Origin of the sequence: Amycolatopsis sp. NPDC049691, assembly GCF_040675005.1 — a bacterium.
Taxonomy (GTDB): Bacteria; Actinomycetota; Actinomycetes; order Mycobacteriales; family Pseudonocardiaceae; genus Amycolatopsis.
Genome location: NZ_JBFANX010000012.1, coordinates 222,723 through 249,324, shown reverse-complemented (window position 1 = coordinate 249,324; position 26,602 = coordinate 222,723). Strand labels below are relative to the sequence as shown.

Below are 26,602 nucleotides of genomic sequence, written 5' to 3'. Positions count from 1 at the left end.
GAATTGGCGGGTTCGCCGCACCCGTTCGGGACGCGGTGGTGGACGAGCCGCGGCGTCGTTCGCGGTAGGGCTGGTCATGTTGCGTTGCGTTGAGCGGGCGCGGGGGAGGGCCCGCACCGGCAGGTCAGCGGGTTCGCCGCACCCGCGGGGGACATGGCGGTGAATGAGCCGCGGCGTCGTTGGCGGTGGGGCTGGTCGAGTTGCGCTGAGCGGGCGCGGGGAAGGCCCGCACCGGCAGGTCAGCGGGCTCGCCGCACCCACGCGGGACGCGGCGGAGAACGAGCCGCGGCGCCGTTCGCGGTGGGCCGGCCGCATTGCGCCGAACCGGCGCAATGCCGACAAGGAAGCCCCCCAGGAGTGGCCCCGCCACTCCCAGGGGGCTGACCCCGGTCCAGTCTATCCCCGCCCACCGACAAACCCGGCCAGAAAGCCACCGACCGGAGAAGTTGTCCACATCCCCAATTACCTGTGGACAACCGGAGTTCTACTTACCGAACCCCGCCCGCCGCAGGGCATCCGCCATGGACCCACTGGCCGCGGAGTTGCCCCCACGGTCCCGGCCGCCGCCACCACGCCGATCGCCGCCACCACGACGCTGACCGCCGCCACCCTGCTGGCCCCGATCACGGCCACCGCCACCACCGCCACCGCCGCGCGAGGCGCCGGCCCCGGGCTCGTCGTCCAGCCGCAGCGTCAGCGAAATCCGCTTCCGCGGCACGTCGACGTCGAGCACCTTGACCTTCACGATGTCCCCGGGCTTCACGACCTCGCGGGGATCCTTCACGAAGTTCTTCGACAGAGCCGAAACGTGCGCGAGCCCGTCCTGGTGCACGCCGACGTCGATGAACGCGCCGAACGCCGCCACGTTCGTCACGACACCTTCGAGCCGCATCCCCGGCTTCAGGTCGGAAATCTTGTCCACGCCCTCCGCGAACGTCGCCGTCTTGAAGGCGGGGCGCGGGTCGCGGCCCGGCTTGTCCAGCTCGGCCAGGATGTCCGTCACCGTCGGGAGACCGAACGTGTCGTCCACGAAGTCGGCGGGCCGAAGAGACGACAGCGTCCGCGTGTTGCCGATCAGCGAGCGGATGTCCGTGCCCGTCTTCGACAGGATCCGCCGGACCACCGGGTACGCCTCCGGGTGCACCGCCGACGAGTCGAGCGGGTCGTCGCCGTCCGGGATGCGCAGGAAGCCAGCGCACTGCTCGAACGCCTTCGGGCCCAGCCGCGCGACCTCCTTCAGCGCCATCCGGGAGCGGAACGGCCCGTTCGTGTCGCGGTGCGCGACGATGTTCTCGGCGAGCCCGGTCGTGATGCCCGAAACCCGGGTCAGCAGGGGAGCGGACGCGGTGTTGACGTCGACGCCGACCGCGTTCACGCAGTCCTCGACCACCGCGTCCAGCGAGCGCGACAGCGACACCTCGGACAGGTCGTGCTGGTACTGCCCGACGCCGATCGACTTCGGGTCGATCTTCACCAGCTCGGCCAGCGGGTCCTGCAGCCGGCGCGCGATCGAGACCGCGCCGCGCAGCGAGACGTCCATGTTCGGCAGCTCCTGCGAAGCGAACGCCGACGCCGAGTACACCGACGCGCCCGCCTCCGACACCACGGCCTTCGTCAAGTTCAACGACGGGTGCTTCTTGATCAGCTCCTGGGCCAGCTTGTCCGTCTCGCGCGACGCCGTCCCGTTGCCGATCGAGATCAGGTCCACCTTGTGCCGCGCGCACAGCGCGGCGAGCTCGGCGATCGACTGGTCCCACTTGTTCGCCGGCTGGTGCGGGTAGATGACGTGGGTGTCGACGACCTTGCCGGTCGCGTCCACGACGGCCACCTTGACGCCGGTGCGGAAGCCCGGGTCGAGGCCCATCGTGGCGCGGGTGCCGGCCGGCGCCGCGAGCAGCAGGTCACGCAGGTTCGACGCGAACACGCGCACGGCGTCGTCCTCGGCCGCCTGGCGCAGCCGCATCCGCAGGTCGATGCCGAGGTGCAGGAGGATCTTGGTGCGCCACGCCCAGCGCACCGTGTCGCCGAGCCACTTGTCGGCCGGCCGCCCCTGCTGCGTGATGCCGAACTTCGCGGCGATGCGCTGCTCGTACTCCGTCGGGCCGACCTGCGGCTCGTCGCTGGGCTCGTCCGGCGCCATCGTGAGGTCGAGGACCTCCTCCTTCTCGCCGCGCAGCATCGCGAGGATCCGGTGCGAGGGGAGCTTGGTGTAGGGCTCGGAGAAGTCGAAGTAGTCGGAGAACTTCGCGCCTTCCTCCTCCTTGCCGGCGCGGACCTTGGCGACCAGGTGGCCCTGGCCCCACATCTTCTCGCGCAGGTCACCGATGAGATCGGCGTCCTCGGCGAAGCGCTCGACGAGGATCGCGCGGGCGCCGTCGAGCGCCGCCTGCGCGTCCGCGACGCCCTTGTCCGCGTCGACGAACACCGCGGCCGCCGCCTGCGGGTCCGTGGTCGGGTCGTTCAGCAGGCCGTCGGCCAGCGGCTCGAGACCCGCTTCGCGCGCGATCATGGCCTTCGTGCGGCGCTTCGGCTTGTACGGGAGGTAGATGTCCTCCAGCCGTGACTTCGTGTCCGCGGCGAGGATCGAGGCCTCGAGGGCGTCGTCGAGCTTGCCCTGGCTCCGGATCGACTCGAGCACGGCGAGCCGTCGCTCGTCGAGTTCCCGCAGGTAGCGCAGCCGCTCCTCGAGCGTGCGCAGCTGCGCGTCGTCGAGCATGCCGGTGACTTCCTTGCGGTAGCGCGCGATGAACGGCACGGTCGACCCGCCGTCGAGCAGCTCGACGGCGGCCTTGACCTGTCCTTCGCGCACGCCCAGTTCTTCGGCGATCTTCTGCTCGACCGACACGCTCACTGCTACACGCTCCTGCTTCGCCTGGTTCCGATCGTCTCATTCTGCCGTTTCCGCCACCCCGACTTTCGGATGGGGCTCCTTGACAATCAGATTGGTCTAGTCCATTTTGTGGTGACCTGCCTCACCACCGTCGTGGAGGTCGCCCGTGGTCCCCAAGGTCCGGCTAGCACTGCTTTCGTTACTTTCCGTGGTCGCGCTGAGTCTCGGCGTGACGTTCGTCCTCTCCGGCAACGCCGCGGCGGCGAACATCCTGGCCAACCCGGGCTTCGAGTCCGGCACCGCGGGCTGGACGTGCACCGCCACGCCGACCGCGGTGAGCACCCCGGTGCACAGCGGCAGCCGCGCGCTGAGCGCGACGCCGACGTCGTCCGACAACGCGCAGTGCTCGCAGACGCTCACCGTCTCGGCGAACACGGCGTACAAGCTGTCGGCGTGGGTCCAGGGCAGCTACGTCTACCTGGGCGTTTCCGGCTCGGCGACGACCAGCACGTGGACGCCGGGCACCAGCGGCTACCAGCAGCTGTCGCTGAGCTTCACGACCGGCGCGAGCACGTCGCTGACGGTGTACCTGCACGGCTGGTACGGCCAGCCGACGTACTACGCCGACGACGTCAACCTCGACGGCCCGGGCACCCCGCCGCCGACGACACCGACCACGCCGACGACGCCCACCACACCGCCGACCACCACGACCCCGCCGACGACGACCACGCCGCCGCCCACGCAGGGTGACCTGCCGAAGCACGTCCTGACCGGCTACTGGCAGAACTTCTACAACGGCGCCAAGGCGCTGAAGCTGGCCGACGTCCCGGCGAAGTACAACATCATCGCGGTGTCGTTCGCGGACGCGACGGGTACGCCGGGCGCGGTGAGCTTCACGCTCGACTCCGGGTTGTCGTCGCAGCTCGGCGGCTACACGGACGCGCAGTTCAAGGCGGACGTGAAGACGGTGCAGGCGCGCGGCCAGAAGGTGATCATCTCGGTCGGCGGCCAGAACGGCACGATCAGCGTCGCCGACTCGACGTCGGCGAACAACTTCGCGAACAGCGTGAAGTCGCTGATCTCGACCTACGGCTTCGACGGCGTCGACATCGACCTCGAGAACGGCATCAACGCGACGTACATGGGCCAGGCGTTGCGCAGCATCTACAACGGCGGCGGCAAGGTCATCACGATGGCGCCGCAGACGATCGACATGCAGTCCACTTCCGGTGGTTACTTCCAGCTCGCGCTGGGCATCAAGGACATCCTGACGGTCGTCAACATGCAGTACTACAACTCCGGCACGATGCTCGGCTGCAACGGCAGCGTGTACGCACAGGGCACGGTCGACTTCCTGACGGCACTGGCGTGCATCCAGCTCCAGGGCGGCCTGCGGGCGGACCAGGTGGGCCTGGGCCTCCCGGCGTCGTCCCAGGCGGCCGGCGGCGGCTACCAGGCCCCGTCGAACACGGTGTCGGCGCTGAACTGCCTGGCCCGCGGAACGTCGTGCGGCTCGTTCAAGCCGTCGACGACGTACCCGACGATCCGCGGCGCGATGACGTGGTCGATCAACTGGGACGCGTCGAACGGGTACGCGTTCGCCAACACGGTCTCGGCGGGGCTTGCGGGCCTGCCGTGACCGTGCGCTGAGGAAGGCCCTCCCGGAAGCGCGGCCGGGAGGGCCTCTTCACGCGCTCAGCGAGGCGTGATCGGCAACCTCAACGCTCCCGGTGCCTCCGCCGGCACCACCGGCTTCAAAGGTGCCACCGGAGCCACCCGCTCATACGGCGACCCCAACGCCGGCCGCGGATCCGCTTCCCCCCGATTGGGCCAAAACGCCATCGCCCGCTCCGCCTGCGCGGTGATCGTCAAAGACGGGTTGACCCCCAGGTTCGCAGTGATCGCCGACCCGTCCACTACGTGCAGCCCCGGATACCCGTACACCCGCTGGTAAGGGTCGATCACCCCCGACGAAGGCGAATCGCCGATCGTGCAGCCGCCGATGAAGTGGCCCGTGATCGGGATGTTCGCCAGGTCCGTCCACGCGCCCTGCGGGAGCCCGCCGATCTTCTCGGCCACCCGGCGGGTCACCTCGTGGCCCGCCGGGATCCACGACGGCGACGGCGCTCCCGTTCCCTGGCGCGTCGTCATCCGGCGGCCGAACAACCCACGCTTCGTGTACGTCGTCACGGAATTGTCCAGCGTCTGCATCACCAGCAGCCCGATCATCCGCTCGGACCACCGGCGCGGGTTGTGGATCCGCAGCAAGTTGCGCCGAGCACGCCACAGTTCCCGCAAGCCCAGCACCCAGCGACGACGACCCGGCTCGCCGTCCACCAGCACCGTCGCCAGCAAGCCCAGCACGTTGCTGCCGCGCCCATAACGCACCGGCTCCACGTGCGTCACGGAGTCCGGGTGGATCGACGACGTGATCGCCACCCCGCGCGTGTAGTCCGTGCCCGGCCGCAGCGAGCGCGCCGCCAGCACGGCTTCCGAGTTCGTCCGGGCCAGCAGTCCCAGCCGAGGCGACAACCCGGGCAGCGTCCCGTTGTCGCGCATCCGGTGCAGGAGCCGCTGTGTCCCCAATGAAGCCGCCGAAAAGACGACCTGCGACGCCGTGAACGTCCGGCGGGAAAGGCCGCCGGTGCGCCGCGTGCCGACCGCGTACCCGCCGGGAATCGGCCGTACCGACACCGCGGTGGTCAGCGGGTGCACCACCGCACCCGCCTGTTCCGCCAGGTACAGGTAGTTCTTCACCGTCGTGTTCTTCGCCCCGACCCGGCACCCGGTCATGCATTCGCCGCACAGGGTGCAGGGAGAGCGCAGGGGGCCGGCGCCACCGAAGAACGGGTCCACTCCGGACTGTCCGAAGTAGACACCGACCGGCGTGCGGCGGTACGTGTGCCCGATGCCCATGTCCTCGGCGACGTCCCGCAGCACCCGGTCCGCGGGCGTCGTCGCCGGGTTCTCGACCACGCCCAGCATCCGCTTCGCCTGGTCGTAGTACGGCGCCAGCTCGGCCTTCCAGTCCGTGATGTGCGCCCACTGCGGGTCTTCGTAGAACTTGTCCGGCGGTTCGTACAGCGTGTTCGCGTACACCAGCGAACCGCCGCCGACACCGGAGCCGCTCATCACGAACGTGTTCTTCAGCAGGGTCAGCCGCTGGATGCCGAAACACCCCAACGCGGGTGCCCACAAGTACTTGCGCAGCCGCCACGACGTCTTCGCGAACTCGTCGTCGGCGAACCGGCGGCCGCTCTCCAGCACGCCGACGCGGTAGCCCTTCTCGGTCAGCCGCAGCGCCGTGACGCTGCCGCCGAACCCGGACCCGATCACCAGGACGTCGTAGTCCATCACGCCACCACCCGGTAGTCGCCGACGTCGAGCCGCCGGGTCCGGCGGTCGTACTCGGTGACCAGGCCCGGCCAGTTCGTCGTCACCCGGCCGTCGGCCTGGCGGTACCAGCTGGTGCACGCGCTCCAGACGCTGCGGCCCAGCCGCCGCTGGACCTCCCGGTCGTACCGCTCCTCGACGTCGGCCCGGACGTCTACATAGGACACCCCGGGCCGCGCGAGCTGTTCCACCGCCTGGCGGATGTAGCGCGCCTGGCGCTCGATCATGTAGATGATGGACCCGGCGCCGAGGTTGGTGTTGGGCCCGTAGACGCAGAACATGTTCGGGAACCCGGGCACCGCCATGCCCAGGTACGCCCGCGCGCCGCCGGCCCACTCGTCCTGCAGCGACCGGCCGCCGAGGCCGGTGACCTTCATCCGGCCGAGGAACTCCGTCGCGGCGAACCCGGTGCCGTAGACCAGGACGTCCGCCTCCAGTTCGGTTCCGTCTTCGACGCGCACTCCGCGTGCGGTGATCGACGAGATCCGCCGCGTCTCGACGTCGACGTTCGGCTGCGCCAGCGCCGGCAGGTAGTCGTTGGTGAACAGGATCCGCTTGCAGCCCAGGGGATAGGACGGCTTCAGCTTCGCGCGCAGCTCGGGGTCCTTGATGTGGCGGCGCCGCAGCTGCGCGGTCCGCAGCTCGAACATCTTCGCCAGCGCGGGGTGCTTCGTCATCGCGTACGTGGCGTACTCGGCCAGCAGGAAGATCCGCAGCCGGCCGAGCAGCTGCGTGGGCGGCAGGTGCTCGAACAGCCAGTGCTGCCACCGCCGGTAGGACGGATCGGACTTCGCCATGACGTACGGCGGCGTGCGCTGGAAGACCGTGACGTGCTTGGCGTACTTGCGCAGCTCGGGCACGAACTGGACGGCGCTGGCCCCGGTGCCGATCACGGCCACGCGCTTGCCGGTCAGCTCGACGCCGTGGTCCCACCGCGCGGAGTGGAAGGCGTCGCCGGTGAAGCTCTCGCGGCCGGGGATGTCCGGCAGCACCGGCCGGGACAGCTGACCGACGGCGGGCACGAAGACGGTGGCCTCGTACGTCCGGTCCGGCGTCTCGACGCGCCAGACGCCGCGGTCGGCGTCGAACGCCGCCCCGGTGACCTCGGTCCGGTACCGGATGTGCGGCTCGAGGCCGTACTTGGCGATGACGCCGCGCAGGTAGGCCAGGATGTCCGGCTGGTGCGAGAACCGCTTCGGCCACCGCGGGTTCGGCTCGAAGGAGTACGAATACAGCGGCGACGGGATGTCGCACGCGGCGCCGGGGTAGGTGTTGTCCCGCCAGACGCCGCCGGCCTCGGCCGCGCTCTCCAGGATCGTGAAGTCGGTGAACCCGGCGCGCTTCAGCTCGACCGCCGTGCCGATGCCGCCGAACCCGGTGCCCACGATCAGCACCGACGGCCCCTTCGCCGAACTACTCATGCGGAAAAAGCTACGCAGCGGGAGCCTGTGACAACAGGCCACGAACGGTCACCCAATCGAGAATTCCGGCCAGCCTCACTCCGGAGCCAGGATCCGCACCTCCCGGGTCTCCGCGGCCGGCTCCGCCCACTCCACCAGCCGCCCGGCCGCGCTCTCCAGCGCACCCAGGTCGCGCTTCGGCAGCTTCTCGAACGGCGACAGCTCGACCACCGCCGCCTTGCGCTCCTTCCGCAGTTCCCAGAAGCCCCGCACCTGGCCGCCGACCAGCAGGGTGCCCTTGACCAGGCCGTTCTGCGTGATCACGCGCTTGCGGTAGGCGTCGGAAATCACCCGCGTCCGGTCCGCGAACGACAGGATCATCTGGTCGAACGGCCCGAGCAGCCTTGGCGGCGCCGGCACGTCCTCGTCCGGCACGGTCAGCTCCGGCAGGTCCAGCAGCTCGCGGCCGTCCGGGTCGCGATACCGCTTCAGGTCCATCGACGCGGCCACTTCGCCCAACCGGGTGATGCCCGCCCACGCCTGCACGTCCGCCACCGACGCCGGCCCGAACGCGCGCAGGTACCGCGCGATGAGCGAAGCGGGCGAAGGCGGCGGGAGCGGCTCGCCGACCCACTCGTCGAGGCACGCGTACGTCGTCTGCCCGGCCTTGCCCCAGATCGCCCGCGGTGGGGTCTGCACCAGCGGCAGCCGCGCCCGCGCCAGGTGGGTCAGGGACGCCGCGGGGACGTCCCACTTCTCCGCCAGTGCCGCACCCAGCGCCGTGCTCGACAACGGCGACCGCGAAAGCAGTTCACGCGCCGCGGAGGCGACCGCGGCGTGGTCCAGCCCGGCCAGTGCCGGCGCGTGCTGGGTGTTCGTCTTCAGGTCGCGCTCGTAGAGCACCTGGACGACGGGCCGCCACGCCAGGGCGTCCGCCGCCGTCACCAGGTGGACCGTGCCGCGCATCAGCGCGATCCGCACGACCTGCCTGCTCTCCAGCAGGTCCGCGAGATCGGCCGGCCGGAACCCGTGCAGCCGCGACCACAGCGCGAAGTACGGCGGGAACGGCGCCTGTGCCTGCAGCCCGGCCAGGTGTTCCACCGCGTCGAACGCGGACATCTTCGCGCGGCGCAGCAGCAGCTGGCGCTCCAGCGTCGCGCGGTTCAGGGCCCGCCTGCTCAAGGTCTCCACGCCGTCACCCTAACGATCACCCCGGACAGTTCCGGTCCTCGATTCGACGCGCGAACGGCCGTCATCCATAATTCCGGCCATGGCCGAGCTCGCCGCGCCCGCCGTCGGGGACTGGGACTTCCCGCGCGGCACCGCGAGCATCGAGCTGATGACCCGGTTCGCCGCCGACCGCGGCCTGCCCGCCGGGAAGCTCCTGGCCGCGACGACGCTCTCCCCGGAACTGCTCGCCGACCCCTCGGTGCAGGTCGACGCGCGGCAGGAGCTGGCCGTCGTCCGGGCGCTGGCCGAGCTGGACGGTTCGGACGCGACGGCGCTGGAGCTCGGGCGCCGCTACCGCGTCACCACCTTCGGCATCTTCGGGTTCGCCTGCATCAGCAGCCCGACCCTGCGCGACGCGATGCTGTTCGCGCTGCGCTACTTCGACCTCAGCTTCGCCTTCTGCATCCCGCACGTCGAGCTGGCGGGCGGGAAGCTGACGCTGGAGCTCGACGACAGCCGCGTGCCCGCCGACGTCGCCCGGTTCCTCGTGTTGCGCGACCTGGCCGCGATCTTTTCGGTCATGCGCGACCTGCTGCCGGAGATCACCCTGGAAGACCTGGGCTTCCGGCACCGGTCGTCCACAGTGGACCCGTACCGGGCGGCGTTCGGGGTGGTGCCGCGGTTCGGCGCGGACGCCTGCCGCGCGACGCTCGACCCGGCGCTGCTGGCCCGCCCGCTGCCGCAGGCCAACGAGCAGACCGTCGCCCTGTGCGCCGCGCAGTGCGAAGCGCTCGTCGCGCGCAAACGCCGGCGCTCGGGAATCTCGCAGCAGGTCCGCGAGCGCCTGGTGCGGCTCGGCGGCGTCGACGCCGGCATGGACGAGATCGCCCGCCAGCTGGCGCTCAGCACGCGCACGCTGCGGCGGCGGCTGACCGAAGCCGGCACGAGCTACCGCGCGCTCGTCGACGAGGTCCGCCAGACGCTGGCCGAGGAGCTGCTCGACACCGGTGTCCTGTCCGTCGAGGACGTCGCGTACCGGCTCGGGTACGCCGAGGCGTCGAGCTTCATCTACGCGTTCAAGCGGTGGACCGGGATGACCCCGGCGGCGTTCGCCCGGCGCTTCCGGGCCGCTCGGCAAGCACCGCCGGGTAGGTGAGCTTCAGCAGGTTGAGGATCGAATCGGTGAGGAAGGTGCGCAGCGCCGCGCGGTCGAGCGTGCCGCGGATCAGCCACTCGCGCGAGGCCGCACGCAGCATCCCGCCGAACGACCGGATCATCGCCCGCAGCTCGTCGCGCCCTTCGGTGACGTCGGTCATCAGCGCGGCTTCCAGGACGCGGTCGGCGGCGACCTCGTCGGCCTCCAGCATGATCCGCTCGATTTCGGGGTCGCGGCCCGCCGACTCGGGGCCGATGACGGTCAGCCAGGCGTCGCGGTTGCGGTCCACGACGTCGATCCAGCGTTCGACGCCGATCGCCAGCCGCTCCTCCATCGTGGTGTCCGGCAGCGCTTCGGTGACCGGCGCCGGCACGATCATCAGCTGCCGCACCACTTCCAGGTAGAGCTCGCGCTTGCCGCCGAAGTAGTGGTTGATGAGCGGGCGCGCGACCCCGGCGGCCTCGGCGATGTCCGAAGTGGACACCGAAGCGTAGCTGCCGGCGCCGAACAGGTGCCGCGCGGCGGCGAGGATCTCCGCCCGCCGTTCGGCCGGTTCGAGGCGGCGCCGCCGCGGCCGGGTCCCACTGGTCATCCGCCCAGCCTCGCCGGGGATCGGCACGCTGTCAACAAGTAGTTGACTCTTCGTCAAAAGGTTCGTTTCGGGTGGGACACCGTCGTTACGCAACCGGAACAACCGGCCGGTAACTCCCCGGCGCCCGGATGCGACGAGACGGCAGGGACCCGCGACCGGGGGCAGGAGCAGATGACCGAAGAAGACGCGCCGATCCGGCCGGCCGGACGCTGGGTGAGCGTCCGCCTGCAGCATCGCCACGTCAGCTTCGACGAGGAGTTCGAGCCGGACGAGCCCCTCCCGGACGGCGACTGCGCGGACGAGGGATCGCTGTCGTACTCCGGCATCGTGATCACGGGCTACGACGAGGGGGCGAAGGTGTCCGAGCGCTGGATCCCCCTGGGGGTGGACCCGTCCGAAGCGGACGACGAGCGGCTGATCCAGCAGCTGCGCGACGCCTTGCTTTGGCAAGCGGGCCGGCCGCCCCAGACCGCCGGGGACTGACCCGCCGACGGGCACTTCCGGCTAAGTTGTCCGGGTGATGCCTCCTCGCGGCCAAGATGCCGAGCCCGGGTCGGAGGGAGGCCGACGCTCCGAGCGGCCGTACCCCGTGCTGTCGAACCGGGCCATCACGCTCTTCTTGATCGGGCTGATCGTCCTCGGTATCGGCCTCGCTGTGATCCTTCTGCTGCTCTTCGGCGACGGCAAGCACACCGACCAGCTCGACGCGGTCAAGACGGCGGGAACGATCGTCCTCGGGACAGGTGGCGCGGCCGCCCTCTGGCTGGCCGCCCGCCGTCAGCGGACCGGGGAGATAGCCCTGAACCAGAAGCACGCCGACCAGGAGGCGGCGGACCGGGCGTTCGAATTCCAGCGGCAGCTCGCCGAGCAGAACCGACTGCACCTGGACCGCGTCGCCGCCGCCACGGAGCATGATGCGGCGGAACGCCGCTTGACCGACTTGTACGTGAAGGCGGTGGAGCAACTGGGTTCGGACAAGGCGGCGGTGCGGCAAGGCGGCATGTACGCCCTCGAACGCGTGGCTCAGGACAACGTCACGCAGCGGCAAACCATCGTCGAAGTGTTTTGCGCGTACCTTCGGGCACCCTTCGACGCTGCTCGCGTGGAGCTGGTGCGAGGAGCGTCCCGTTCCGGCGCGAAGCCGGCCGGTGTCGCGCGCAGGATGAGCCCGAGCCCGAGAGTGCACCAGGCGGGAGCCGAGGAGTTTCTGGCTGAGTTGGAAGTACGGCTCACCGCGCAACGGCTGTTGACGAAACACCTCAAGAAGCCGGACGAAGCGGCTCCTGAGAGTGCAACTGCCCTGCGTTTCTGGCCGGAGACGGACATTGACTTGCGAGGGGCCACCCTGGTCGGGTTCGACTTCGAGGGTTGTCACGTCGGAAGCGCCGATTTCAGCCAGGCGACATTCATCGACACGGCCTTGTTCGAAGATGTGGTATTCGGCGGCTCTTCGAGTTTTGTGCATGCCCGGTTCGATCACGCTTTTTTCGGCGACGCGTCGTTCCTGGAACGAACATGGTTCTTCGTGTGCAGGTTCCGAGGCCGAGCCTCGTTCGGTAGTGCCAAGTTTTCGGGTGGCGCTTCCTTCGCGCAGTGTCATTTCGAAGCCGACGTGGACTTTGCTCAGGCAGAATTTGGAGACAAGTCGTTTTTTAACCGCGCGAAAGTTCCCCAAGGGGCCAACTTCGAGGGGGTCGATCCAGCCAACATCGAGGGTGCCGAAGCGTTCCTTCCGAAGAGGGACTCACCGTCCTGACTCCGTACGCAGGCCTTCGAAAGCCACCTTGCACACCGCGTCCGCCACTTCGGTCGCCGCCGAGCCGCGGCGCGGCTTGTACCACTCGATCAGCGAGTTCACCATGCCGAAGATCAGCCGCGCCGTCACCGACGGGTCGACGTCCGGCCGGATGTCGCCCTCCGCCTCGGCCTGCTTCACCAGGTCCGTCACCAGCCGGTCGAACTCACGACGCCGCGTCAACGCCGCCCGCTCCACCTTCGTGTTGCCCCGCACGCGCAGCAGCAGCGTCACGAACGGCAGCCGGTCCGCCAGCACCAGTACGCTGCCGCGCACCAGGTGCTCCAGCCGGTCGATCGCGCGCCCGTCCAGCTGGTCGGTCGACGCCGCGACCTCGAACAACCCGTCCAGTGCCCGGTCCACCGCCAGCCGCAGCAGCTCCTCCTTGCTCGGCACGTGGTGGTAGATCGCCGACTTCGTGATGCCGAGCTTGCGGGACAGGTCCTCCATGCTCGTGCCGTCGTAGCCGCGCTCGTTGAACAGCTTCACCGCCACCTGCAGCAGCGACTCCAGGTCGTAGCCCGGACGCCCGCGCCGCGGGGCCGTCACGGCCGCTCCCGCTGGTCGATGATCCGGCGCATCTTGCCCATCGACCGCTCCAGGGTGTCCGGGTCGACGACCTCCACCGAGACGGTCACGCCGACGCCGTCCTTCACGCCCGAAACCAGCGAAGCGGCGGCCGCGTCACGGTCTCCCGAAGAAGCGTCGTGACGCGCCTCCACCCGGACGGTCAGGTGGTCGAGCCGCCCGCGCGTGGACCGGACGAGCTGGAAGTGCGGGCTCAGCCCTTCGGTCCGCAGCACGATCTCCTCGATCTGCGTCGGGAAGACGTTGACCCCGCGCAGGATGATCAGGTCGTCGGTGCGGCCGGTGACCTTGGCCATCCGCCGGAACGCCGGCCGCGCGGTCCCCGGCGAAAGCGCCGTCAGGTCCCGGGTGCGGTAGCGGATGATCGGCAGCGCCTGCTTCGTCAGCGACGTGAACACCAGCTCCCCGGTCTCGCCGTCGCCGAGGACCTCCTCGGAGTACGGGTCGATGACCTCGGGGTAGAAGTGGTCCTCCCAGATGTGCAGGCCGTCCTTCGTCTCGACGCACTCCTGCGCGACACCCGGCCCCATCACCTCCGACAGCCCGTAGATGTCGACGGCGTCGAGCGCGAACCGCTCCTCGATCTCGGCGCGCATCTGCTCGGTCCACGGCTCGGCGCCGAAGATGCCCACCTTCAGCGACGACGAACGAGGATCCACGCCCTGGCGCTCGAACTCGTCGAGCAGCGTCAGCATGTACGACGGCGTGACCATGATGATCTCGGGCCGGAAGTCGGTGATCAGCTGGACCTGCCGGGCGGTCATGCCACCGGACGCCGGGATCACCGTGCAGCCGAGCTTTTCGGCGCCGTAGTGCGCGCCGAGGCCGCCGGTGAACAGGCCGTAGCCGTAGGCGACGTGCACCTTGTGCCCCGGCCGGCCGCCGGCCGCGTGGATCGACCGGGCCATCACCGTCGCCCACGTGTCGATGTCCTGCTCGGTGTAGCCGACGACGGTGGCCTTGCCGGTGGTCCCGCTGGAGGCGTGGATCCGCCGGACCTGGTCCTGCGGCACGGCGAACATCCCGAACGGGTAGTTCTCGCGCAGGTCCTGCTTAGTCGTGAACGGGAACTTCGCCAGGTCGGCCGGTTCCTTGCAGTCGTCGGGGTGGACGCCGGCCTCGTCGAACTTCCGCGTGTAGGCGGGCACGTTCGCGTACGCGTGCCGGAGCGTCCACTGCAGACGTTCCAGCTGGAGGGCGGCCAGCTCGTCCGCGCTGATGTCCGTCTCGATCATGGTCAGTCCCGTTTCGCGGAGATGGCGCGGCTGCGGCCGCGGAATTCGGCGACGACCTCGGGCCCGCCGGGGGTCTCCCGGTGCACCGTGACGTCGTAGATGCCGTTGCGGCCGTAGCGGGTGCGCTCGGTGGCCGTCGCGACGAGGTGGTCGCCGAGCCGGCCGGCGGCGACGAAGGAGATCTCGGCGCCCGCGGCGACCGTCACCGGGCCGTGGGTGTTGCACGCGCAGGCGAACGCGGTGTCGGCGAGCAGGAAGACGTACCCACCGTGGGCGATGTCGTGGCCGTTGACCATCGCGCGGGTGATCGTCATGGTCGCCACGGCGTGCCCGTCGCTCGCTTCGACGAGTTCGATGCCGAGCGCGCGCGAGGCCTCGTCGGCGGCGAACATGGTGTGCGCGGCGTTGGTCATCTGCTCTCCGTCCCCACTGACCGAATGGACGGTCACCTCGCGGTGCCGCCCAGTAAAGGCAGTGGTCGGGGCCGGTGTCAAGCGTCGCCCCTTCCGATCTTCGGGCGCGGCGGCTACCATGCGATTAACTGAACGTCCGGTAGGTAATTCGGCGAGAGGGACCTGATGGCACTGCTGCGCAGCTACGTCTCCGGAAGCTGGCACACGGCGGCGGACGAGGGCGTCCCGCTGCACGACGCGGCCACGGGCGAGGAGGTCGCCCGGATCTCGTCGAAGGGCGTCGACTTCGCGGACGCGCTGGACTACGGCCGCCGGGTCGGCGGCCCGGCGCTGCGGGAGCTGACGTTCCACCAGCGCGCGGCCCTGCTCAAGGCGCTGGCCTCGCACCTGCGCGAACACCGCGAGGAGCTGTACGCGCTCTCCGCGCGCACCGGCGCCACGCTCGGTGACTCGAAGTTCGACATCGACGGCGGCATCGGCGTCCTGTTCAGCTACGCCTCGAAGGGCAAGCGCGAGCTGCCGAACGACACCGTCTACGTCGAAGGCAACGTCGAGCCGCTGTCGCGCGGCGGCACGTTCGTGGCCCAGCACATCGCGAGCCCGCTGCGGGGCGTGGCCGTCCAGATCAACGCGTTCAACTTCCCGGTGTGGGGTCCGCTGGAGAAGTTCGCGCCCGCGTTCCTCGCCGGCGTACCGAGCCTGGTCAAGCCGGCCAGCTCGACGGCCTACCTGACCGCGCGGCTGGTCGAGCTGATCATCGAGTCCGGCATCCTGCCCGAGGGCTCGCTGCAGTTCGTCGCCGGCAGCGTCGGCGACCTGCTCGACCACGTCACCGCCCAGGACCTGGTGTCCTTCACCGGCTCGGCGTCGACGGCGCAGAAGCTGCGGGCGCACCCGGCGATCATCCGCAACGCCGTCCGCTTCAACGCCGAGGCCGACTCGCTGAACTGCTCGATCCTCGGCCCCGACGCGGTGCGCGGGACCACCGAGTTCGACCTGTTCGTCAAGCAGCTGACCACGGAGATGACGGTCAAGGCGGGCCAGAAGTGCACCGCGATCCGCCGCGCGTTCGTCCCGGCTTCGCTGCTGGACGACGTCGCCGCGGCCGCGTCCGAGCGGCTCTCGAAGGTGACCGTCGGCAATCCCACGAGCGAAGGCGTCCGGATGGGCGCGCTGGCCAGCCTGGAGCAGCGCGAGGAGGTCCGGCGCTCGCTGAAGGCGCTGCTGGACGCCGGGAGCGTCGTGTTCGGCGACCCGGAGCAGGTCGACGTCGTGGACGCCGACGCCGAGCGCGGTGCGTTCATCTCGCCGGTGCTGCTCAAGGCCGACCCCGAACGCGCCGAGCCACACGAGGTCGAGGCGTTCGGCCCGGTCTCGACGCTGATGCCGTACACGTCCACCGAGCAGGTCGTCGAGTTCGCCGCGCGCGGCGGCGGCAGCCTGGCCGGGTCCGTGGTCAGCGCGGACAAGGAGTTCGTGCGCGAGGTCGTCCTCGGCGCGGCGCCGTTCCACGGCCGGCTGCTGGTGCTGGACGCCGACGACGCGAAGGAGTCCACCGGCCACGGCTCACCGATGCCGCAGCTGGTCCACGGCGGCCCCGGCCGCGCGGGCGGCGGCGAGGAGATGGGCGGCGTCCGCGGCGTGCTGCACCACATGCAGCGCACCGCCGTGCAGGGCTCGCCCGCGGTGCTGTCGGCGGTCACCGGCCGCTGGGTGACCGGCGCGCCGCGGAGCGAAGGCGTCCACCCGTTCCGGAAGTCCCTGGCCGAGCTGCGCATCGGCGACTCGGTGGTGGCGGGGCCGCGCACGGTCACGCAGGAGGACGTCGACCACTTCGCCGAGTTCACCGGCGACACGTTCTACGCCCACACCGATCCCGAGGCCGCCGCCGCGAACCCGCTGTTCGGCGGGATCGTCGCGCACGGCTACCTGGTCGTCTCGTTCGCGGCAGGGTTGTTCGTCTCGCCGGAGCCGGGCCCGGTGCTGGCCAACTACGGCCTGGAGAACCTGCGGTTCCTGACCCCGGTCAAGGTCGGCGACTCGCTGACGGTCACGTTGACCGCCAAGCAGATCACCCCGCGGATCGACCAGGACTACGGCGAGGTCCGCTGGGACGCCGACGTCACCAACGCCGAGGGCGAGTCCGTCGCGAAGTACGACGTCCTGACCCTGGTTTCGAAGGAGCAGCCGTGACGGCCACTGTGTCACTGGAAGAACACTTCGAGCACACCATCGAACGCGACCAGCGCATCGAGCCGCGCGACTGGGTGCCCGAGGGCTACCGCAAGACGATGATCCGGCAGATCGCGCAGCACGCGCACTCGGAGATCATCGGCATGCAGCCCGAGGGCAACTGGATCACGCGGGCGCCGTCGCTGCGGCGCAAGGCGATCCTGCTGGCCAAGGTTCAGGACGAGGCCGGCCACGGGCTCTACCTGTACTCCGCGGCGGCGACGCTGGGCGCGGACCGGGCGGACCTGACCGACAAGCTGATCAACGGCAAGCAGAAGTACTCGTCGATCTTCAACTACCCGACGCTGACCTTCGCCGACGTCGGCGTGATCGGCTGGCTGGTCGACGGCGCGGCGATCTGCAACCAGGTGCCGCTGTGCCGGTCGTCGTACGGGCCGTACGCGCGGGCGATGATCCGGATCTGCAAGGAGGAGTCCTTCCACCAGCGGCAGGGCTACGAGCTGCTGATGACGATGATGAAGGGCACCGATCAGCAGCGGGAAATGGTCCAGGAGGCCGTGAACCGGTGGTGGTGGCCGTCGCTGATGATGTTCGGCCCGCCGGACGCCGACTCGCCGAACACCGCGCAGTCGATGGCGTGGAAGATCAAGCGCCACACCAACGACGAGCTGCGGCAGCGGTTCGTCGACATGTCGGTGCCGCAGGCCGAAGCGCTGGGCGTCACCTTCCCGGACCCCGACCTGAAGTGGAACGCCGAGCGTGGCCACTACGACTTCGGCGCGGTCGACTGGGACGAGTTCAAGAACGTGCTGAAGGGCAACGGCCCGTGCAACGCGTCGCGGATCGAGCACCGGCGACGCGCGCACGAAGACGGCGCGTGGGTGCGTGAGGCCGCCGTGGCGCACGCTGCGAAGAAGGAGTCCAAGTGAGCGACCTGACTGCCGAAGGCGGCCACGGCGCCGTCCCGCTGGAGGGCGTCCCGGCCGCGCCCGGTCCGGTCAAGCACGACTGGCCGCTGTACGAGGTGTTCGTGCGCGGGAAGCGCGGGCTGAACCACGTGCACGTCGGGTCGCTGCACGCGGCCGACGACCAGATGGCGCTGCACCACGCGCGCGACCTCTACACCCGCCGCAACGAAGGCGTGTCGATCTGGGTCGTTCGCGCCTCGGACATCACGGCGTCGTCGCCGGACGAGAAGGACCCGTTCTTCGCACCGAGCGGCGACAAGGTCTACCGGCACCCGACGTTCTACGACATCCCCGAGGAGGTGCCGCACATATGAGTTTCGACAACGTCTACGAGTCGCTGACCGAGGAGAACGACGCCCGCTGGGCGTTCGGCACCGGCTTCGAGGATCCGCTGTCCGGAGTGGACACTTCGGTTCCGTCCGGTGTGGACGGTGCCGCGCTGGCCGCCTACTGCCTGATGCTGGGCGACGACGCGCTGGTCTTCTCCCACCGGCTGCAGGAGTGGTGCACGAACGCGCCCGAGCTGGAGGACGAGGTGGCGATCGCCAACATCGCCCTCGACCTGCTGGGGCAGGCGCGGCTGCTGCTCGCCCGGGCGGGCAAGGCCGACGGCAGCGATCGCTCGGAGGACTCGTTCGCGTTCCAGCGGGCGGAGAACGAGTTCCGCAACGTCCGGCTCGCCGAGCTGGGCGGCGGCCACTTCGGGCACCTGATCGCGCGGCTGTTCGTGTTCTCGACGTGGCGGCTGGCGCTGCTGCAGCGGCTGGTGTCCTCGGTGGACCCGGTGCTGGCGGCCATCGCGGACAAGGGCGTCAAGGAGGTGACCTACCACCGCGACTACGCGGCGCAGTGGCTGGTCCGCCTCGGTGACGGGACGCCGTTGTCTCACGAACGGATGCAGGAGGGACTGGACGCGGTCTGGCCGTACGTCGGGGAGCTGTTCCGCACGCACCCGCTCGAGCTGGTGGACGCGGCCTCGCTGCGGCCCGAGTTCGACGCGGTGCTGGACCAGGCGCTCGCCGCGGCGACGCTGGTTTTGCCCACCGCGGGTGAACTGGCCGGCGTTTCGGGCCGGACGGGCCGCGACGGCGTCCACACCGAGTCTTTCGGGTTCCTGCTGGCGGAGCTGCAGAGCGTGGCCCGGGCGATGCCGGACGCGAAATGGTGACGGCGGAAGCGGTCGCGGCCACGGTCACCGACCCCGAGCTGCCGATGCTGACGCTGGCCGACCTGGGCGTGCTGCGTTCGGTGTCCGAAGAGGACGGTCGCGTGGTCGTGGCGATCACCCCGACGTACACGGGCTGCCCGGCGATGGACACCATGCGCGACGACCTGGAGCACGCGCTGGTGTCGGCGGGTTATCCGGACGTCGAGATCCGGACGCAGCTGACGCCGGCGTGGTCGTCGGACTGGATTTCTTCCGCGGGCCGCCAAAAGCTGGCCGCGGCGGGCATCGCGCCCCCGGGTGCGGCGCCGCTGCGGTCGGGGCCGATCCCGCTGACGTTGTCGGCGCCGGTTTCCCGGGTTTCCTGCCCGTTGTGCGGATCGCCGGACACCGAGGAGCAGTCCCGCTTCGGCGCGACGGCGTGCAAGGCGCTGCGGCGCTGCCGTTCGTGTCTTGAGCCGTTCGAACACGTCAAGGAGATTTAAGGTGGCGTTTCACCCGTTGAAGGTCGCGGACGTCGCGCGGTTGTGCGACGACGCGGTCGCGGTGACGTTCGACGTGCCTGCGTCTTTGTCGGCGGAGTACGACTTCAAGCCGGGCCAGTCGCTGACGTTGCGCCGTTCGATCGAGGGCCGCGACGAGCGCCGCTCGTACTCGATCTGCGCCCCGGCGGGCGCGGCGCCTCGCGTGGGCGTCCGCCTGGTCCCGGACGGGCTGTTCTCGTCGTGGCTGGTCAACGAGGTCCGCCCGGGCGACACGATCGAGGTGGCGACCCCGACGGGGTCGTTCACGCCGGACCTGTCCGAGGGCGGTCACCACGTGCTGATCGCGGCGGGCTCGGGCATCACGCCGGTGCTGTCGATCGTGTCGTCGCTGCTGAGCCAGTCCACGGCCACGGTCACCGTGGTGTACGGGAACCGCCGCACGGACACGGTGATGTTCGCGGACGAGCTGGCGGATCTGAAGGACCGCGCGCCCTCCCGCTTGGAACTGATCCACGTTCTCTCGCGCGAGCCTCGCGAGGCGGAGCTGTTCACGGGCCGCTTGGACGTGCCGAAGCTGCGTTCGTTGTTCTCGTCTCTGGTACCGGTGTCCTCAGTGGACCATTGGTGGCTGTGCGGCCCGTTCGAGATGGTTTCCGGTGCCCAGGAGCTGCTGACGTCCCTGGACGTGCCACGGTCGCGGATCCACCAGGAGCTGTTCTACGTGGACACGCCGCCGGCGCCGGTTTCGCACGTGGACCCGTCGGTGGCGGGGGAGTCGTCCGAGGTCCGGGTGGTGCTGGACGGCCGTTCGTCGACGATGACGTTGCCGCGGGAGTCGTCGGTGCTGGACGGGGCGCAGAAGTTCCGGCCGGACCTGCCGTTCGCGTGCAAGGGCGGGGTGTGCGGAACGTGCCGGGCCCGGGTGACGGAGGGCAAGGTGGACCTGCGGAGGAACTTCGCACTGGAGGAGTCGGAGGTGGCGGCGGGGTTCGTGCTGACGTGCCAGTCCTACCCGGTCTCGGAGACGGTCACGGTCGACTTCGACGCCTGAGCTAGAGGATGCGGCGCCGGCGTCGGCGGCGCGGTGGGGGTGGCTCGGTTACCTCGTCCTCCGGTGCCTTCTCCGGCACCCGGGCCGCCGGGTCCGTCAACCCCAGCATCTCCGCCGCCAGCTGCTGGGAACTCGCGAACATCCCCGTCGGGGCCTCACTCGCCCGCCGCAGCGCTGCCGGCCGCAACCGGTTGTAGCCCCGGACCGTCACCGGCCGGCGCATTCTCAGCTCGTACGCCTTCTCCTCCGAAAGCTGCGCAGCCAGCTCCCGGTCCACCAGGATCGTCCCCGGGCGGGCCACCGACGTCAGGCGGGCCGCCAGGTTGACCACCGACCCGTACACGTCGCCGAAGCGGGACAGGATCCGGCCCGATGCCATCCCCGCCCGGACCGCCGGCAGGCTCTCGTCCGCCGAGGTGCGCTCTGTCAGCGTCAACGCAATCTCCGCCGCGTCGACCGCCGAGTCGGCCACGAACAGGACCTCGTCGCCGATCATCTTCACCACGCGGCCGTGGTGCTCGGCGATCACCTCCGTCGCCAGCGTCTCGAACGCGTCCAGGACCCGGCTCAGCTCCTCCTCGTCGATCTGGCGCGTCAGGCGCGTGTAGCCCACCATGTCGACGAACCCGACCACCTCGGTGCGCGTCTCCACGTTGTCACCCGCGGCCGCGAACGCCCGGCCCGCGTACGCCGCCAGGTGACGGCGCCAGACGAAGTTCTGGACCCGCTCCAGCTCCGGCAGCAGCCGGTCGACCAGGCGAGCCACCTGGCGCTCGCTGCGCCCCAGCTCCGGCTGCTCCTCGATCAGCTGCCACAGCATGTCGACCTGCCACTCGGCCAGCCGAGACAGGTGCTGGCCGAGCGCGCGCGTCACCGGCACCTCGATGCTCGGGTCGATCAGCCCGGACTGGACCAGCTCGTCCGCCGTCCGCATCGCCTCGACGTCGGCGTCGGTGAAGACCACCTCGTCGTCGCGGACCGTCGCGAACCCCAGCGCACGCCAGAGCCGGCGTGACCGTTCGTCGGGCACGCCGGCCTTTTCGGCCACTTCCAGCCGGGTGTACTTCCGCCTGCCGCCGAGCAGGACGCGCTCGAGCCGCTGCTGGAGCTCCTCGCTCGGGTCGGTCACCGGCTCAGGTCGTGTGGACGATCAGCACGTCCACGCCGGACTTGCGCGCCACCTCCGACGGCACCGAGCCCAGGATCCGCCCGGCGATCGTGTTCAGCCCGCGGTTGCCGACCACCAGCAGGTCGGCCTCGCGCTCGTGCACGACCTTGCGCAGCGAGTCGACCGGGTCGCCCTTCACCGCGACCGTGTCGATCTTCTCCGCGCCCGCCTTCGTCGCGCGGTCCCGCGCCGACTGCAGCGTGTCCTCGGCCGGCGCCGAGCCGACGACCTGGTACGCCTCGTCGCCGAGGACGTCCTGGGCCTTGTCGACGTCGGACTTGCTGGCCGGGTAGTACGCACACGCGATGACGAGCGTGGCGCCCGCGTCGCCGGCCACCGCCGCCGCGCGGTCCACCGCCGCGAACGAGGACTCCGAGCCGTCCGTGCCCACCACCACGGTCCGATATGCCGCACCCATGCGCAAAACCTCCAGGTGATCCCGCGTGAGCAGGGACGATAGCCGGTCGGTTCCGACCGTGCAGGCTCGTCCGCGCCCGTGTCGGGTGGAAGGTTACTCGCCAGTCGCTTTCTGCGCTCCGCTCGCCCGCGGAGCCGGCTTCGGCGCGGGCTTCGGAGCCGGCTTGGGGGCCTGCTTCGGCTTCGGGACGTCGGACGCCTTGATCCGGATCGTCTCCTCGACGTCGCCCACCGGCGCCGTCTTCCCGGTGTCGGCCGGCTTCAGGTCTTCGCCCTTCAGGTCGGCCGTGACGTCCGCGGGGACCTTGACCTCGTCGCCGAGGACGGTGTGCGCCTCGGCCAGCACCGCCCGCGCCGCGCGGACCTGTTCGGCGAGGCCGCCGCGCACCTTCCGCAGCGCGTCGACGCGCTCGTTGGCCTGGGTGATCCGCCGGTTCGACTCCTCGGTCGCGGTCGTCACGCGGCGCCGCGCCTCGTCGGCGGCCTCCGCGAGCCGGGCGTTCGCCTCGGTGATCGAGTCCTGACGGCGCTTGTTCGCCTCCGCGACGGACTCGCGCTGACGGCGTTCGATGTCCGCCTTCGCGGCCTTCTCCTCTTCGAGGACCTTCGCGCGGATGTCGGCGGCGTCCTGCGTCGCCTCCTGGACGCGGCGGGCGGCCTCGGCCTTGCTCGCGGCCTCCTGCTCGGCCAGCACGCGCATCGCCTCGGTGCGGCGCGCGGCCATGGCGATCTCGAAGTCCTCTTCGACCTTGGTGCGGCGGTCGGACGACTCGGTGTCGAGCCGCTTGCGCTCCGCCTCGGCCTCGTCGGTGATCTTCTTGGCCTCCGCGCGGGCGTCCTCGAGCACCTTGCGGTGCTCCGCCTCCATCTCCTTGCGGCGCAGGTCGAGCTCGGTGAGCAGCTGCTCGTAACGGGCGCGCATCGCGCTCGCGTCCGTCTCGGCCTTGGCCCGGATGTGCCCGGCTTCGGCCTCGGCGCGGGCCCGCGTGTCGGCGGACTCGTCCTGCGCGAGGCGCAGCATCCGCTGCAGCCGTTCGGACAGGCCTTCGACGCTCGTCGGCGGCTGGGCGAGGCGGTCGACCTGCCCGCGCAGGTCCGCGATCTCGCCGCGCGCGATCTCCAGCTGCCGGGCCAGGTCGCCGGCCTGCGCGATGGCCGCGTCCCGGTCGGCGGTGAGCATCTTGAGGTCGGCGTCCAGCCGTTCCAGGTGCTCGTCGACCTGCGCTCGGCTGTACCCGCGCTTCGCCACGTCGAAGCCGGCTCCCAGCGGCACAAGCTCCCGTTCATCGCCAAGGCTCATGGGCCTACCGTAGTCGCAGCCGGGTCACGGAAGGGTGAGCACCCGTGCGGTGCGCCGAACGTGCCGTGTGGTGCGGCGGGAGGGACTGGCCCGATCGGGCCGGAACCCGGCGCTTTCCGACACCGGGATCCGGCCCGCTTTCGGCTCAGGCGCCGCGGAAGGCGTTGATCCCCTCGATGTGCTTCGCGCGCTTCTCTTCGTCGCGGACGCCGAGGCCCTCCTGCGGGGCGAGCGCGAGCACGCCGACCTTGCCCTGGTGGGCGTTGCGGTGGACGTCGAGGGCGGCCTGCCCGGTCTCCTCGAGCGCGTACGTCTTCGACAGCGTCGGGTGGATCAGGCCCTTCGCGATCAGCCGGTTCGCCTCCCAGGACTCGCGGTAGTTCGCGAAGTGGGAGCCGATGATCCGCTTGAGGTTCATCCACAGGTAGCGGTTGTCGTACTGGTGCAGGTACCCGGAGGTCGACGCGCAGGTGACGATCGTGCCGCCCTTGCGCGCGGCGTAGACGGACGCGCCGAACGTCTCGCGGCCCGGGTGCTCGAACACGATGTCCGGGTCGTCGCCGCCGGTCAGCTCGCGGATCTTCGCGCCGAAGCGCTGCCACTCCTTCGGGTCCTGCTCGGTGTCGTTCTTCCAGAACCGGTAGTCCTCGGCGCTGCGGTCGATGATCAGCTCGGCGCCGAGCTTGCGGCAGATCGCCGCCTTCTCCGGGCTGGAGACGACGCAGACGGGGATCGCGCCGCCGTTCAGCGCGTACTGCGTCGCGTAGGAGCCGAGGCCGCCGGAAGCGCCCCAGATCAGGACGACGTCACCCTGCTTCATGTCCGCGCCGTTGCGCGAGACGAGCTGGCGGTAGGCGGTGGAGTTGACCAGGCCGGGGGAGGCGGCTTCCTCCCAGGTCAGGTGGTCCGGCTTCGGCATCAGCTGGTTGGCCTTGACCAGCGCGATCTCGGCGAGCCCGCCGAAGTTCGTCTCGAAGCCCCAGATCCGCTGCTCGGTGTCGAGCATCGTGTCGTTGTGGCCGTCCGGGCCTTCGAGCTCGACGTTCAGGCAGTGCGCGACGACCTCGTCGCCCGGCTTCCAGTTGTGCACGCCGACGCCCGTCCGCAGCACGACGCCGGACAGGTCCGAGCCGACCACGTGGTAGGGCAGGTCGTGCCGCTTGGCCAGCGGCGAGAGCTTGCCGTACTTCTTGAGGAACTTGAACGTGGGGATCGGTTCGAAGATCGACGTCCACACGGTGTTGTAGTTGATGGCGCTGGCCATCACGGCGACCAGCGCCTCGCCCGGGCCCAGCTCGGGGACGGGGACGTCGTCGACGTGCAGCGACTTGCGCGGGTCCTTGTCCCGGCTTTCGAGGCCCTCGAACATGTCGACCTCGTCGGCGTGCACGGTCACCCCGCGGTAGCTCTCGGGCACGGGCAAGGACCCGACCGCGGCGGACTCGCCGTTCAGGATGGCCTGCTGGATCTCGCCGAGCTGCGTCATCGGTTCCTCCGCGGAGATGGGGGTCAACGGCGTTGGCGGCAGAAATTACTCGCCGGTAACTCGCGGACACAACTGTACGAGACGGAGGGCACGATTACACGTCGAACTGTGACCGATCAGTCTTGACCGGCCGGCCAGTCAAGCGGATCATCCGCCGTGGGAACACCCACCCGACCAGCAGTTTCACCGACGGAGGTGAGCACGAATGAGTGAAGTCTCTACGCGCGCATGGACCCGGCCGCACGATTGGGCCGAGGTCGTCATCGGGGTGGTCGCCGCTCTTTCACCCCTTTGGCTGAGCACGGACACGACCGCGATGTGGACGATGGTCATCTTGGGCGCCTTGATCGCACTCGACGGCCTGGTCTCCCTGGCGATGCCGGGCATGGTCTACGGCGAAGGCATCCAGATCGCGCTAGGCGTGCTGCTGTTCATCGCGCCGTGGGTGATGAGCTACACCGAGTTCAACGGCGCTTCCTGGACGTCCTGGATCGCCGGGGTGCTGACGGTCATCGCCGGCGCGGCAGCCATGCCGGTCGCGAACGCCGCGCACCGCACCGCCGGCCAGCACTGACGCCGCAGGAGGCACGCATGACCGAGGATTCGGCGAAGGAGCGCATCCTCTGCGCCGCCGAGGCGCTCTTCGCCGAGTCCGGCTTCGACGCCACCCCGACCTCCCGCATCGCGGAGCAGGCCGGGGTGCCGAAGGGGCTGGTGCACTACTACTTCCGGCACAAGGCGGACCTGCTCACCGCGCTCGTCGAGCGACTGCCCGACGAGCGCATCGAGCCGTCCGTGGTCGTCGTCCCCGGCGACCTCGCGGGCAGCCTGCGGCGGCTGGTCCGCGAACTCGACCACCGCTTCAGCCGATCGCTCGGGCTCTCGCACCTGCTGTGGCGCGAAGCCGACACCCACCACGTCGTCCGCGACGCCCTCCACGAGCGCTTCCAGGTGCTGGTGCGGCAGGTCCGCGCGGTGATCCTGGCGGCAACGGGCGGCGTCCTGCCCGCGGCCGACGTCGACCGGGCGTCGGGTTTGCTGGCCCGCGCGGTCAGCCACCGGCACGCTACGGCCCGCCATTCGGAGGACGACCTGCCTGCTGAGTTCGACGGGGAGTTGACCTTCATCGCCGACGCCCTCGTTGCGAAGACCGCACCGGCTTAGGCGGCCCGGCGCGCTTCTGTCACCCACGTGCGCCTCGCTTGCGCCGGAGTTGTTGCGCCCGAACGGGTTTGGCGCTCAGTGCGCGGTGCCGTCCTTGGCCGGCTCCACCAGCTCGACCAGTACGCCGCCCGCGTCCTTCGGGTGGACGAAGTTCACCCGGCTGTTGGATGTTCCGCGCTTCGCCGCCTCGTACAGCAGGCGCAGGCCCTGCTCGCGCAGGGCGGCCGCCGCCGCGTCCACATCGGACACGCGGTATGCCAGCTGCTGCAGGCCCGGGCCGCTCTTGGCCAGGAACTTGCCGATCGCCGAGTCGTCGCGCAGCGGGGCCAGCAGCTGGATCTGCGTCTCCGTGCCCGCCGTGCCGGGCGCGCGCAGCATCGCCTCGCGCACTCCCTGCTCTTCGTTCACCTCCTCGTGCGCCACTTCCAGGCCGAAGTGCGTGCGGTGGAACTCGATGGCCGCGTCCAGGTCCGGGACCGCGATGCCGACGTGGTCGATGGCCGTCACGAACGGCCGCAGGGCGTCATTCATGGAGGCAGGATAGGGGGCTCCCCACTGGCGTCGACCCCGATTGTTCGCGTGCCCCGCCTCACACTGGCTCCATCAAGAAGCCCACCCTCCGGGTATGGT

General features: G+C 70.3%; 25 protein-coding genes. 12 read left to right on the top strand and 13 right to left on the bottom strand.

All coding sequences use genetic code 11. The annotated features are described in order from the left end of the window. Positions 1-484: 484 nt before the first annotated feature. Positions 485-2,851 (bottom strand): Tex family protein, encoded by a 2,367-nt coding sequence (locus AB0J40_RS27170; protein ID WP_364457747.1) that lies wholly within the window; start codon positions 2,849-2,851, stop codon positions 485-487. Between the two features lie 145 nt (positions 2,852-2,996). On the opposite strand from AB0J40_RS27170, the gene AB0J40_RS27165 reads away from it, so the two are divergent. Next, complete coding sequence (locus AB0J40_RS27165) at positions 2,997-4,472, top strand: glycosyl hydrolase family 18 protein (protein WP_364457745.1); 1,476 nt, start codon at positions 2,997-2,999, stop codon at positions 4,470-4,472. A gap of 56 nt (positions 4,473-4,528) precedes the next feature. On the opposite strand, the gene AB0J40_RS27160 is transcribed toward AB0J40_RS27165, so the two are convergent. From AB0J40_RS27160 to AB0J40_RS27150, 3 genes are all read right to left on the bottom strand, one after another. After that, complete coding sequence (locus tag AB0J40_RS27160; protein WP_364457743.1) at positions 4,529-6,187, bottom strand: GMC family oxidoreductase; 1,659 nt, start codon at positions 6,185-6,187, stop codon at positions 4,529-4,531. Beyond that, positions 6,187-7,647, bottom strand: a complete 1,461-nt coding sequence (locus tag AB0J40_RS27155; protein WP_364457741.1) for an NAD(P)/FAD-dependent oxidoreductase — start codon at positions 7,645-7,647, stop codon at positions 6,187-6,189. The genes AB0J40_RS27160 and AB0J40_RS27155 overlap by 1 nt, the downstream gene beginning before the upstream one ends. A gap of 75 nt (positions 7,648-7,722) precedes the next feature. Next, a complete protein-coding gene (locus AB0J40_RS27150) occupies positions 7,723-8,817 on the bottom strand; it encodes a winged helix DNA-binding domain-containing protein (RefSeq protein WP_364457739.1) in 1,095 nt (364 codons plus the stop codon). Between the two features lie 79 nt (positions 8,818-8,896). On the opposite strand from AB0J40_RS27150, the gene AB0J40_RS27145 reads away from it, so the two are divergent. After that, positions 8,897-9,952 carry an AraC family transcriptional regulator gene (locus AB0J40_RS27145; protein ID WP_364457737.1) on the top strand — a complete coding sequence of 352 codons (1,056 nt, stop codon included), beginning with the start codon at positions 8,897-8,899 and terminating at the stop codon, positions 9,950-9,952. Here AB0J40_RS27145 and AB0J40_RS27140 read toward each other — a convergent pair. Continuing rightward, the gene (locus AB0J40_RS27140) at positions 9,873-10,544 is read right to left on the bottom strand and encodes a TetR/AcrR family transcriptional regulator (RefSeq protein ID WP_364457735.1); all 672 of its coding nucleotides are present in this window, start codon (positions 10,542-10,544) and stop codon (positions 9,873-9,875) included. The genes AB0J40_RS27145 and AB0J40_RS27140 overlap by 80 nt on opposite strands. 171 nt (positions 10,545-10,715) lie before the next feature. On the opposite strand from AB0J40_RS27140, the gene AB0J40_RS27135 reads away from it, so the two are divergent. Both AB0J40_RS27135 and AB0J40_RS27130 read left to right on the top strand, forming a co-directional pair. Then, positions 10,716-11,027, top strand: a complete 312-nt coding sequence (locus AB0J40_RS27135) for a hypothetical protein (protein ID WP_364457733.1) — start codon at positions 10,716-10,718, stop codon at positions 11,025-11,027. 106 nt (positions 11,028-11,133) lie between these two features. Continuing rightward, on the top strand, positions 11,134-12,300 hold the full coding sequence (locus AB0J40_RS27130; RefSeq protein WP_364457731.1) for a pentapeptide repeat-containing protein: 1,167 nt from the start codon (positions 11,134-11,136) through the stop codon (positions 12,298-12,300). On the opposite strand, the gene AB0J40_RS27125 is transcribed toward AB0J40_RS27130, so the two are convergent. The 3 genes from AB0J40_RS27125 to paaI are packed head-to-tail and all read right to left on the bottom strand — an operon-like array spanning position 12,289 to position 14,575. Further along, positions 12,289-12,888 carry a TetR/AcrR family transcriptional regulator gene (locus AB0J40_RS27125; protein WP_364457729.1) on the bottom strand — a complete coding sequence of 200 codons (600 nt, stop codon included), beginning with the start codon at positions 12,886-12,888 and terminating at the stop codon, positions 12,289-12,291. The two genes, AB0J40_RS27130 and AB0J40_RS27125, sit on opposite strands and share 12 nt — an antisense overlap. Further along, entirely contained in the window at positions 12,885-14,162 is a 1,278-nt protein-coding gene (gene paaK, locus AB0J40_RS27120) for a phenylacetate--CoA ligase PaaK (protein ID WP_364457727.1), read from the bottom strand. The genes AB0J40_RS27125 and paaK overlap by 4 nt, the downstream gene beginning before the upstream one ends. Positions 14,163-14,164: 2 nt before the next feature. Then, positions 14,165-14,575, bottom strand: a complete 411-nt coding sequence (paaI, locus tag AB0J40_RS27115) for a hydroxyphenylacetyl-CoA thioesterase PaaI (RefSeq protein ID WP_364457725.1) — start codon at positions 14,573-14,575, stop codon at positions 14,165-14,167. Positions 14,576-14,740: 165 nt separating this feature from the next. On the opposite strand from paaI, the gene paaZ reads away from it, so the two are divergent. The 6 genes from paaZ to paaE are packed head-to-tail and all read left to right on the top strand — an operon-like array spanning position 14,741 to position 20,437. Further along, complete coding sequence (paaZ, locus tag AB0J40_RS27110) at positions 14,741-16,768, top strand: phenylacetic acid degradation bifunctional protein PaaZ (protein ID WP_364457723.1); 2,028 nt, start codon at positions 14,741-14,743, stop codon at positions 16,766-16,768. Continuing rightward, positions 16,765-17,697 (top strand): 1,2-phenylacetyl-CoA epoxidase subunit PaaA, encoded by a 933-nt coding sequence (gene paaA, locus AB0J40_RS27105; protein WP_364457721.1) that lies wholly within the window; start codon positions 16,765-16,767, stop codon positions 17,695-17,697. The genes paaZ and paaA overlap by 4 nt, the downstream gene beginning before the upstream one ends. A gap of 38 nt (positions 17,698-17,735) precedes the next feature. Continuing rightward, positions 17,736-18,050 carry a 1,2-phenylacetyl-CoA epoxidase subunit PaaB gene (gene paaB / locus AB0J40_RS27100; RefSeq protein ID WP_286003483.1) on the top strand — a complete coding sequence of 105 codons (315 nt, stop codon included), beginning with the start codon at positions 17,736-17,738 and terminating at the stop codon, positions 18,048-18,050. Then, on the top strand, positions 18,047-18,904 hold the full coding sequence (paaC, locus tag AB0J40_RS27095; RefSeq protein WP_364457719.1) for a 1,2-phenylacetyl-CoA epoxidase subunit PaaC: 858 nt from the start codon (positions 18,047-18,049) through the stop codon (positions 18,902-18,904). The genes paaB and paaC overlap by 4 nt, the downstream gene beginning before the upstream one ends. Further along, entirely contained in the window at positions 18,898-19,386 is a 489-nt protein-coding gene (gene paaD / locus AB0J40_RS27090) for a 1,2-phenylacetyl-CoA epoxidase subunit PaaD (protein ID WP_364457717.1), read from the top strand. Before paaC ends, paaD begins: the two co-directional genes overlap by 7 nt. Position 19,387: 1 nt before the next feature. After that, complete coding sequence (paaE, locus tag AB0J40_RS27085; RefSeq protein ID WP_364457715.1) at positions 19,388-20,437, top strand: 1,2-phenylacetyl-CoA epoxidase subunit PaaE; 1,050 nt, start codon at positions 19,388-19,390, stop codon at positions 20,435-20,437. Position 20,438: 1 nt separating this feature from the next. On the opposite strand, the gene AB0J40_RS27080 is transcribed toward paaE, so the two are convergent. From AB0J40_RS27080 to ccrA, 4 genes are all read right to left on the bottom strand, one after another. Continuing rightward, the gene (locus AB0J40_RS27080; RefSeq protein ID WP_364457713.1) at positions 20,439-21,566 is read right to left on the bottom strand and encodes an adenylate/guanylate cyclase domain-containing protein; all 1,128 of its coding nucleotides are present in this window, start codon (positions 21,564-21,566) and stop codon (positions 20,439-20,441) included. Between the two features lie 4 nt (positions 21,567-21,570). After that, on the bottom strand, positions 21,571-22,023 hold the full coding sequence (locus tag AB0J40_RS27075; protein ID WP_364457711.1) for a universal stress protein: 453 nt from the start codon (positions 22,021-22,023) through the stop codon (positions 21,571-21,573). A gap of 93 nt (positions 22,024-22,116) precedes the next feature. After that, a complete protein-coding gene (locus AB0J40_RS27070) occupies positions 22,117-23,322 on the bottom strand; it encodes a chromosome segregation protein (protein WP_364457709.1) in 1,206 nt (401 codons plus the stop codon). Positions 23,323-23,467: 145 nt separating this feature from the next. Continuing rightward, positions 23,468-24,808, bottom strand: coding sequence for a crotonyl-CoA carboxylase/reductase (gene ccrA, locus AB0J40_RS27065; RefSeq protein WP_364457707.1), 1,341 nt, complete (start codon positions 24,806-24,808; stop codon positions 23,468-23,470). Between the two features lie 205 nt (positions 24,809-25,013). On the opposite strand from ccrA, the gene AB0J40_RS27060 reads away from it, so the two are divergent. Next, positions 25,014-25,382, top strand: coding sequence for an SPW repeat protein (locus AB0J40_RS27060; protein ID WP_364457705.1), 369 nt, complete (start codon positions 25,014-25,016; stop codon positions 25,380-25,382). Positions 25,383-25,399: 17 nt separating this feature from the next. After that, complete coding sequence (locus AB0J40_RS27055; RefSeq protein WP_364457703.1) at positions 25,400-25,972, top strand: TetR/AcrR family transcriptional regulator; 573 nt, start codon at positions 25,400-25,402, stop codon at positions 25,970-25,972. Between the two features lie 75 nt (positions 25,973-26,047). Here the strand turns inward: AB0J40_RS27055 and mce are convergent, their stop codons facing one another. Next, positions 26,048-26,503 carry a methylmalonyl-CoA epimerase gene (gene mce, locus AB0J40_RS27050; RefSeq protein ID WP_364457701.1) on the bottom strand — a complete coding sequence of 152 codons (456 nt, stop codon included), beginning with the start codon at positions 26,501-26,503 and terminating at the stop codon, positions 26,048-26,050. Between the last annotated feature and the right edge of the window lie 99 nt (positions 26,504-26,602).

Excerpts from the sequence above, each read along its gene's own strand:
- AB0J40_RS27160 (WP_364457743.1), bottom strand. The coding sequence starts at position 6,187 with ATGGACTACGACGTCCTGGTGATCGGGTCCGGGTTCGGCGGCAGCGTC.
- AB0J40_RS27155 (WP_364457741.1), bottom strand. The coding sequence starts at position 7,647 with ATGAGTAGTTCGGCGAAGGGGCCGTCGGTGCTGATCGTGGGCACCGGG.
- AB0J40_RS27145 (WP_364457737.1), top strand. The coding sequence starts at position 8,897 with ATGGCCGAGCTCGCCGCGCCCGCCGTCGGGGACTGGGACTTCCCGCGC.
- AB0J40_RS27140 (WP_364457735.1), bottom strand. The coding sequence starts at position 10,544 with ATGACCAGTGGGACCCGGCCGCGGCGGCGCCGCCTCGAACCGGCCGAA.
- AB0J40_RS27135 (WP_364457733.1), top strand. The coding sequence starts at position 10,716 with ATGACCGAAGAAGACGCGCCGATCCGGCCGGCCGGACGCTGGGTGAGC.
- paaK (WP_364457727.1), bottom strand. The coding sequence starts at position 14,162 with ATGATCGAGACGGACATCAGCGCGGACGAGCTGGCCGCCCTCCAGCTG.
- paaI (WP_364457725.1), bottom strand. The coding sequence starts at position 14,575 with ATGACCAACGCCGCGCACACCATGTTCGCCGCCGACGAGGCCTCGCGC.
- paaZ (WP_364457723.1), top strand. The coding sequence starts at position 14,741 with ATGGCACTGCTGCGCAGCTACGTCTCCGGAAGCTGGCACACGGCGGCG.
- paaC (WP_364457719.1), top strand. The coding sequence starts at position 18,047 with ATGAGTTTCGACAACGTCTACGAGTCGCTGACCGAGGAGAACGACGCC.
- paaD (WP_364457717.1), top strand. The coding sequence starts at position 18,898 with ATGGTGACGGCGGAAGCGGTCGCGGCCACGGTCACCGACCCCGAGCTG.
- AB0J40_RS27075 (WP_364457711.1), bottom strand. The coding sequence starts at position 22,023 with ATGGGTGCGGCATATCGGACCGTGGTGGTGGGCACGGACGGCTCGGAG.
- AB0J40_RS27070 (WP_364457709.1), bottom strand. The coding sequence starts at position 23,322 with ATGAGCCTTGGCGATGAACGGGAGCTTGTGCCGCTGGGAGCCGGCTTC.
- ccrA (WP_364457707.1), bottom strand. The coding sequence starts at position 24,808 with ATGACGCAGCTCGGCGAGATCCAGCAGGCCATCCTGAACGGCGAGTCC.
- AB0J40_RS27060 (WP_364457705.1), top strand. The coding sequence starts at position 25,014 with ATGAGTGAAGTCTCTACGCGCGCATGGACCCGGCCGCACGATTGGGCC.
- AB0J40_RS27055 (WP_364457703.1), top strand. The coding sequence starts at position 25,400 with ATGACCGAGGATTCGGCGAAGGAGCGCATCCTCTGCGCCGCCGAGGCG.
- mce (WP_364457701.1), bottom strand. The coding sequence starts at position 26,503 with ATGAATGACGCCCTGCGGCCGTTCGTGACGGCCATCGACCACGTCGGC.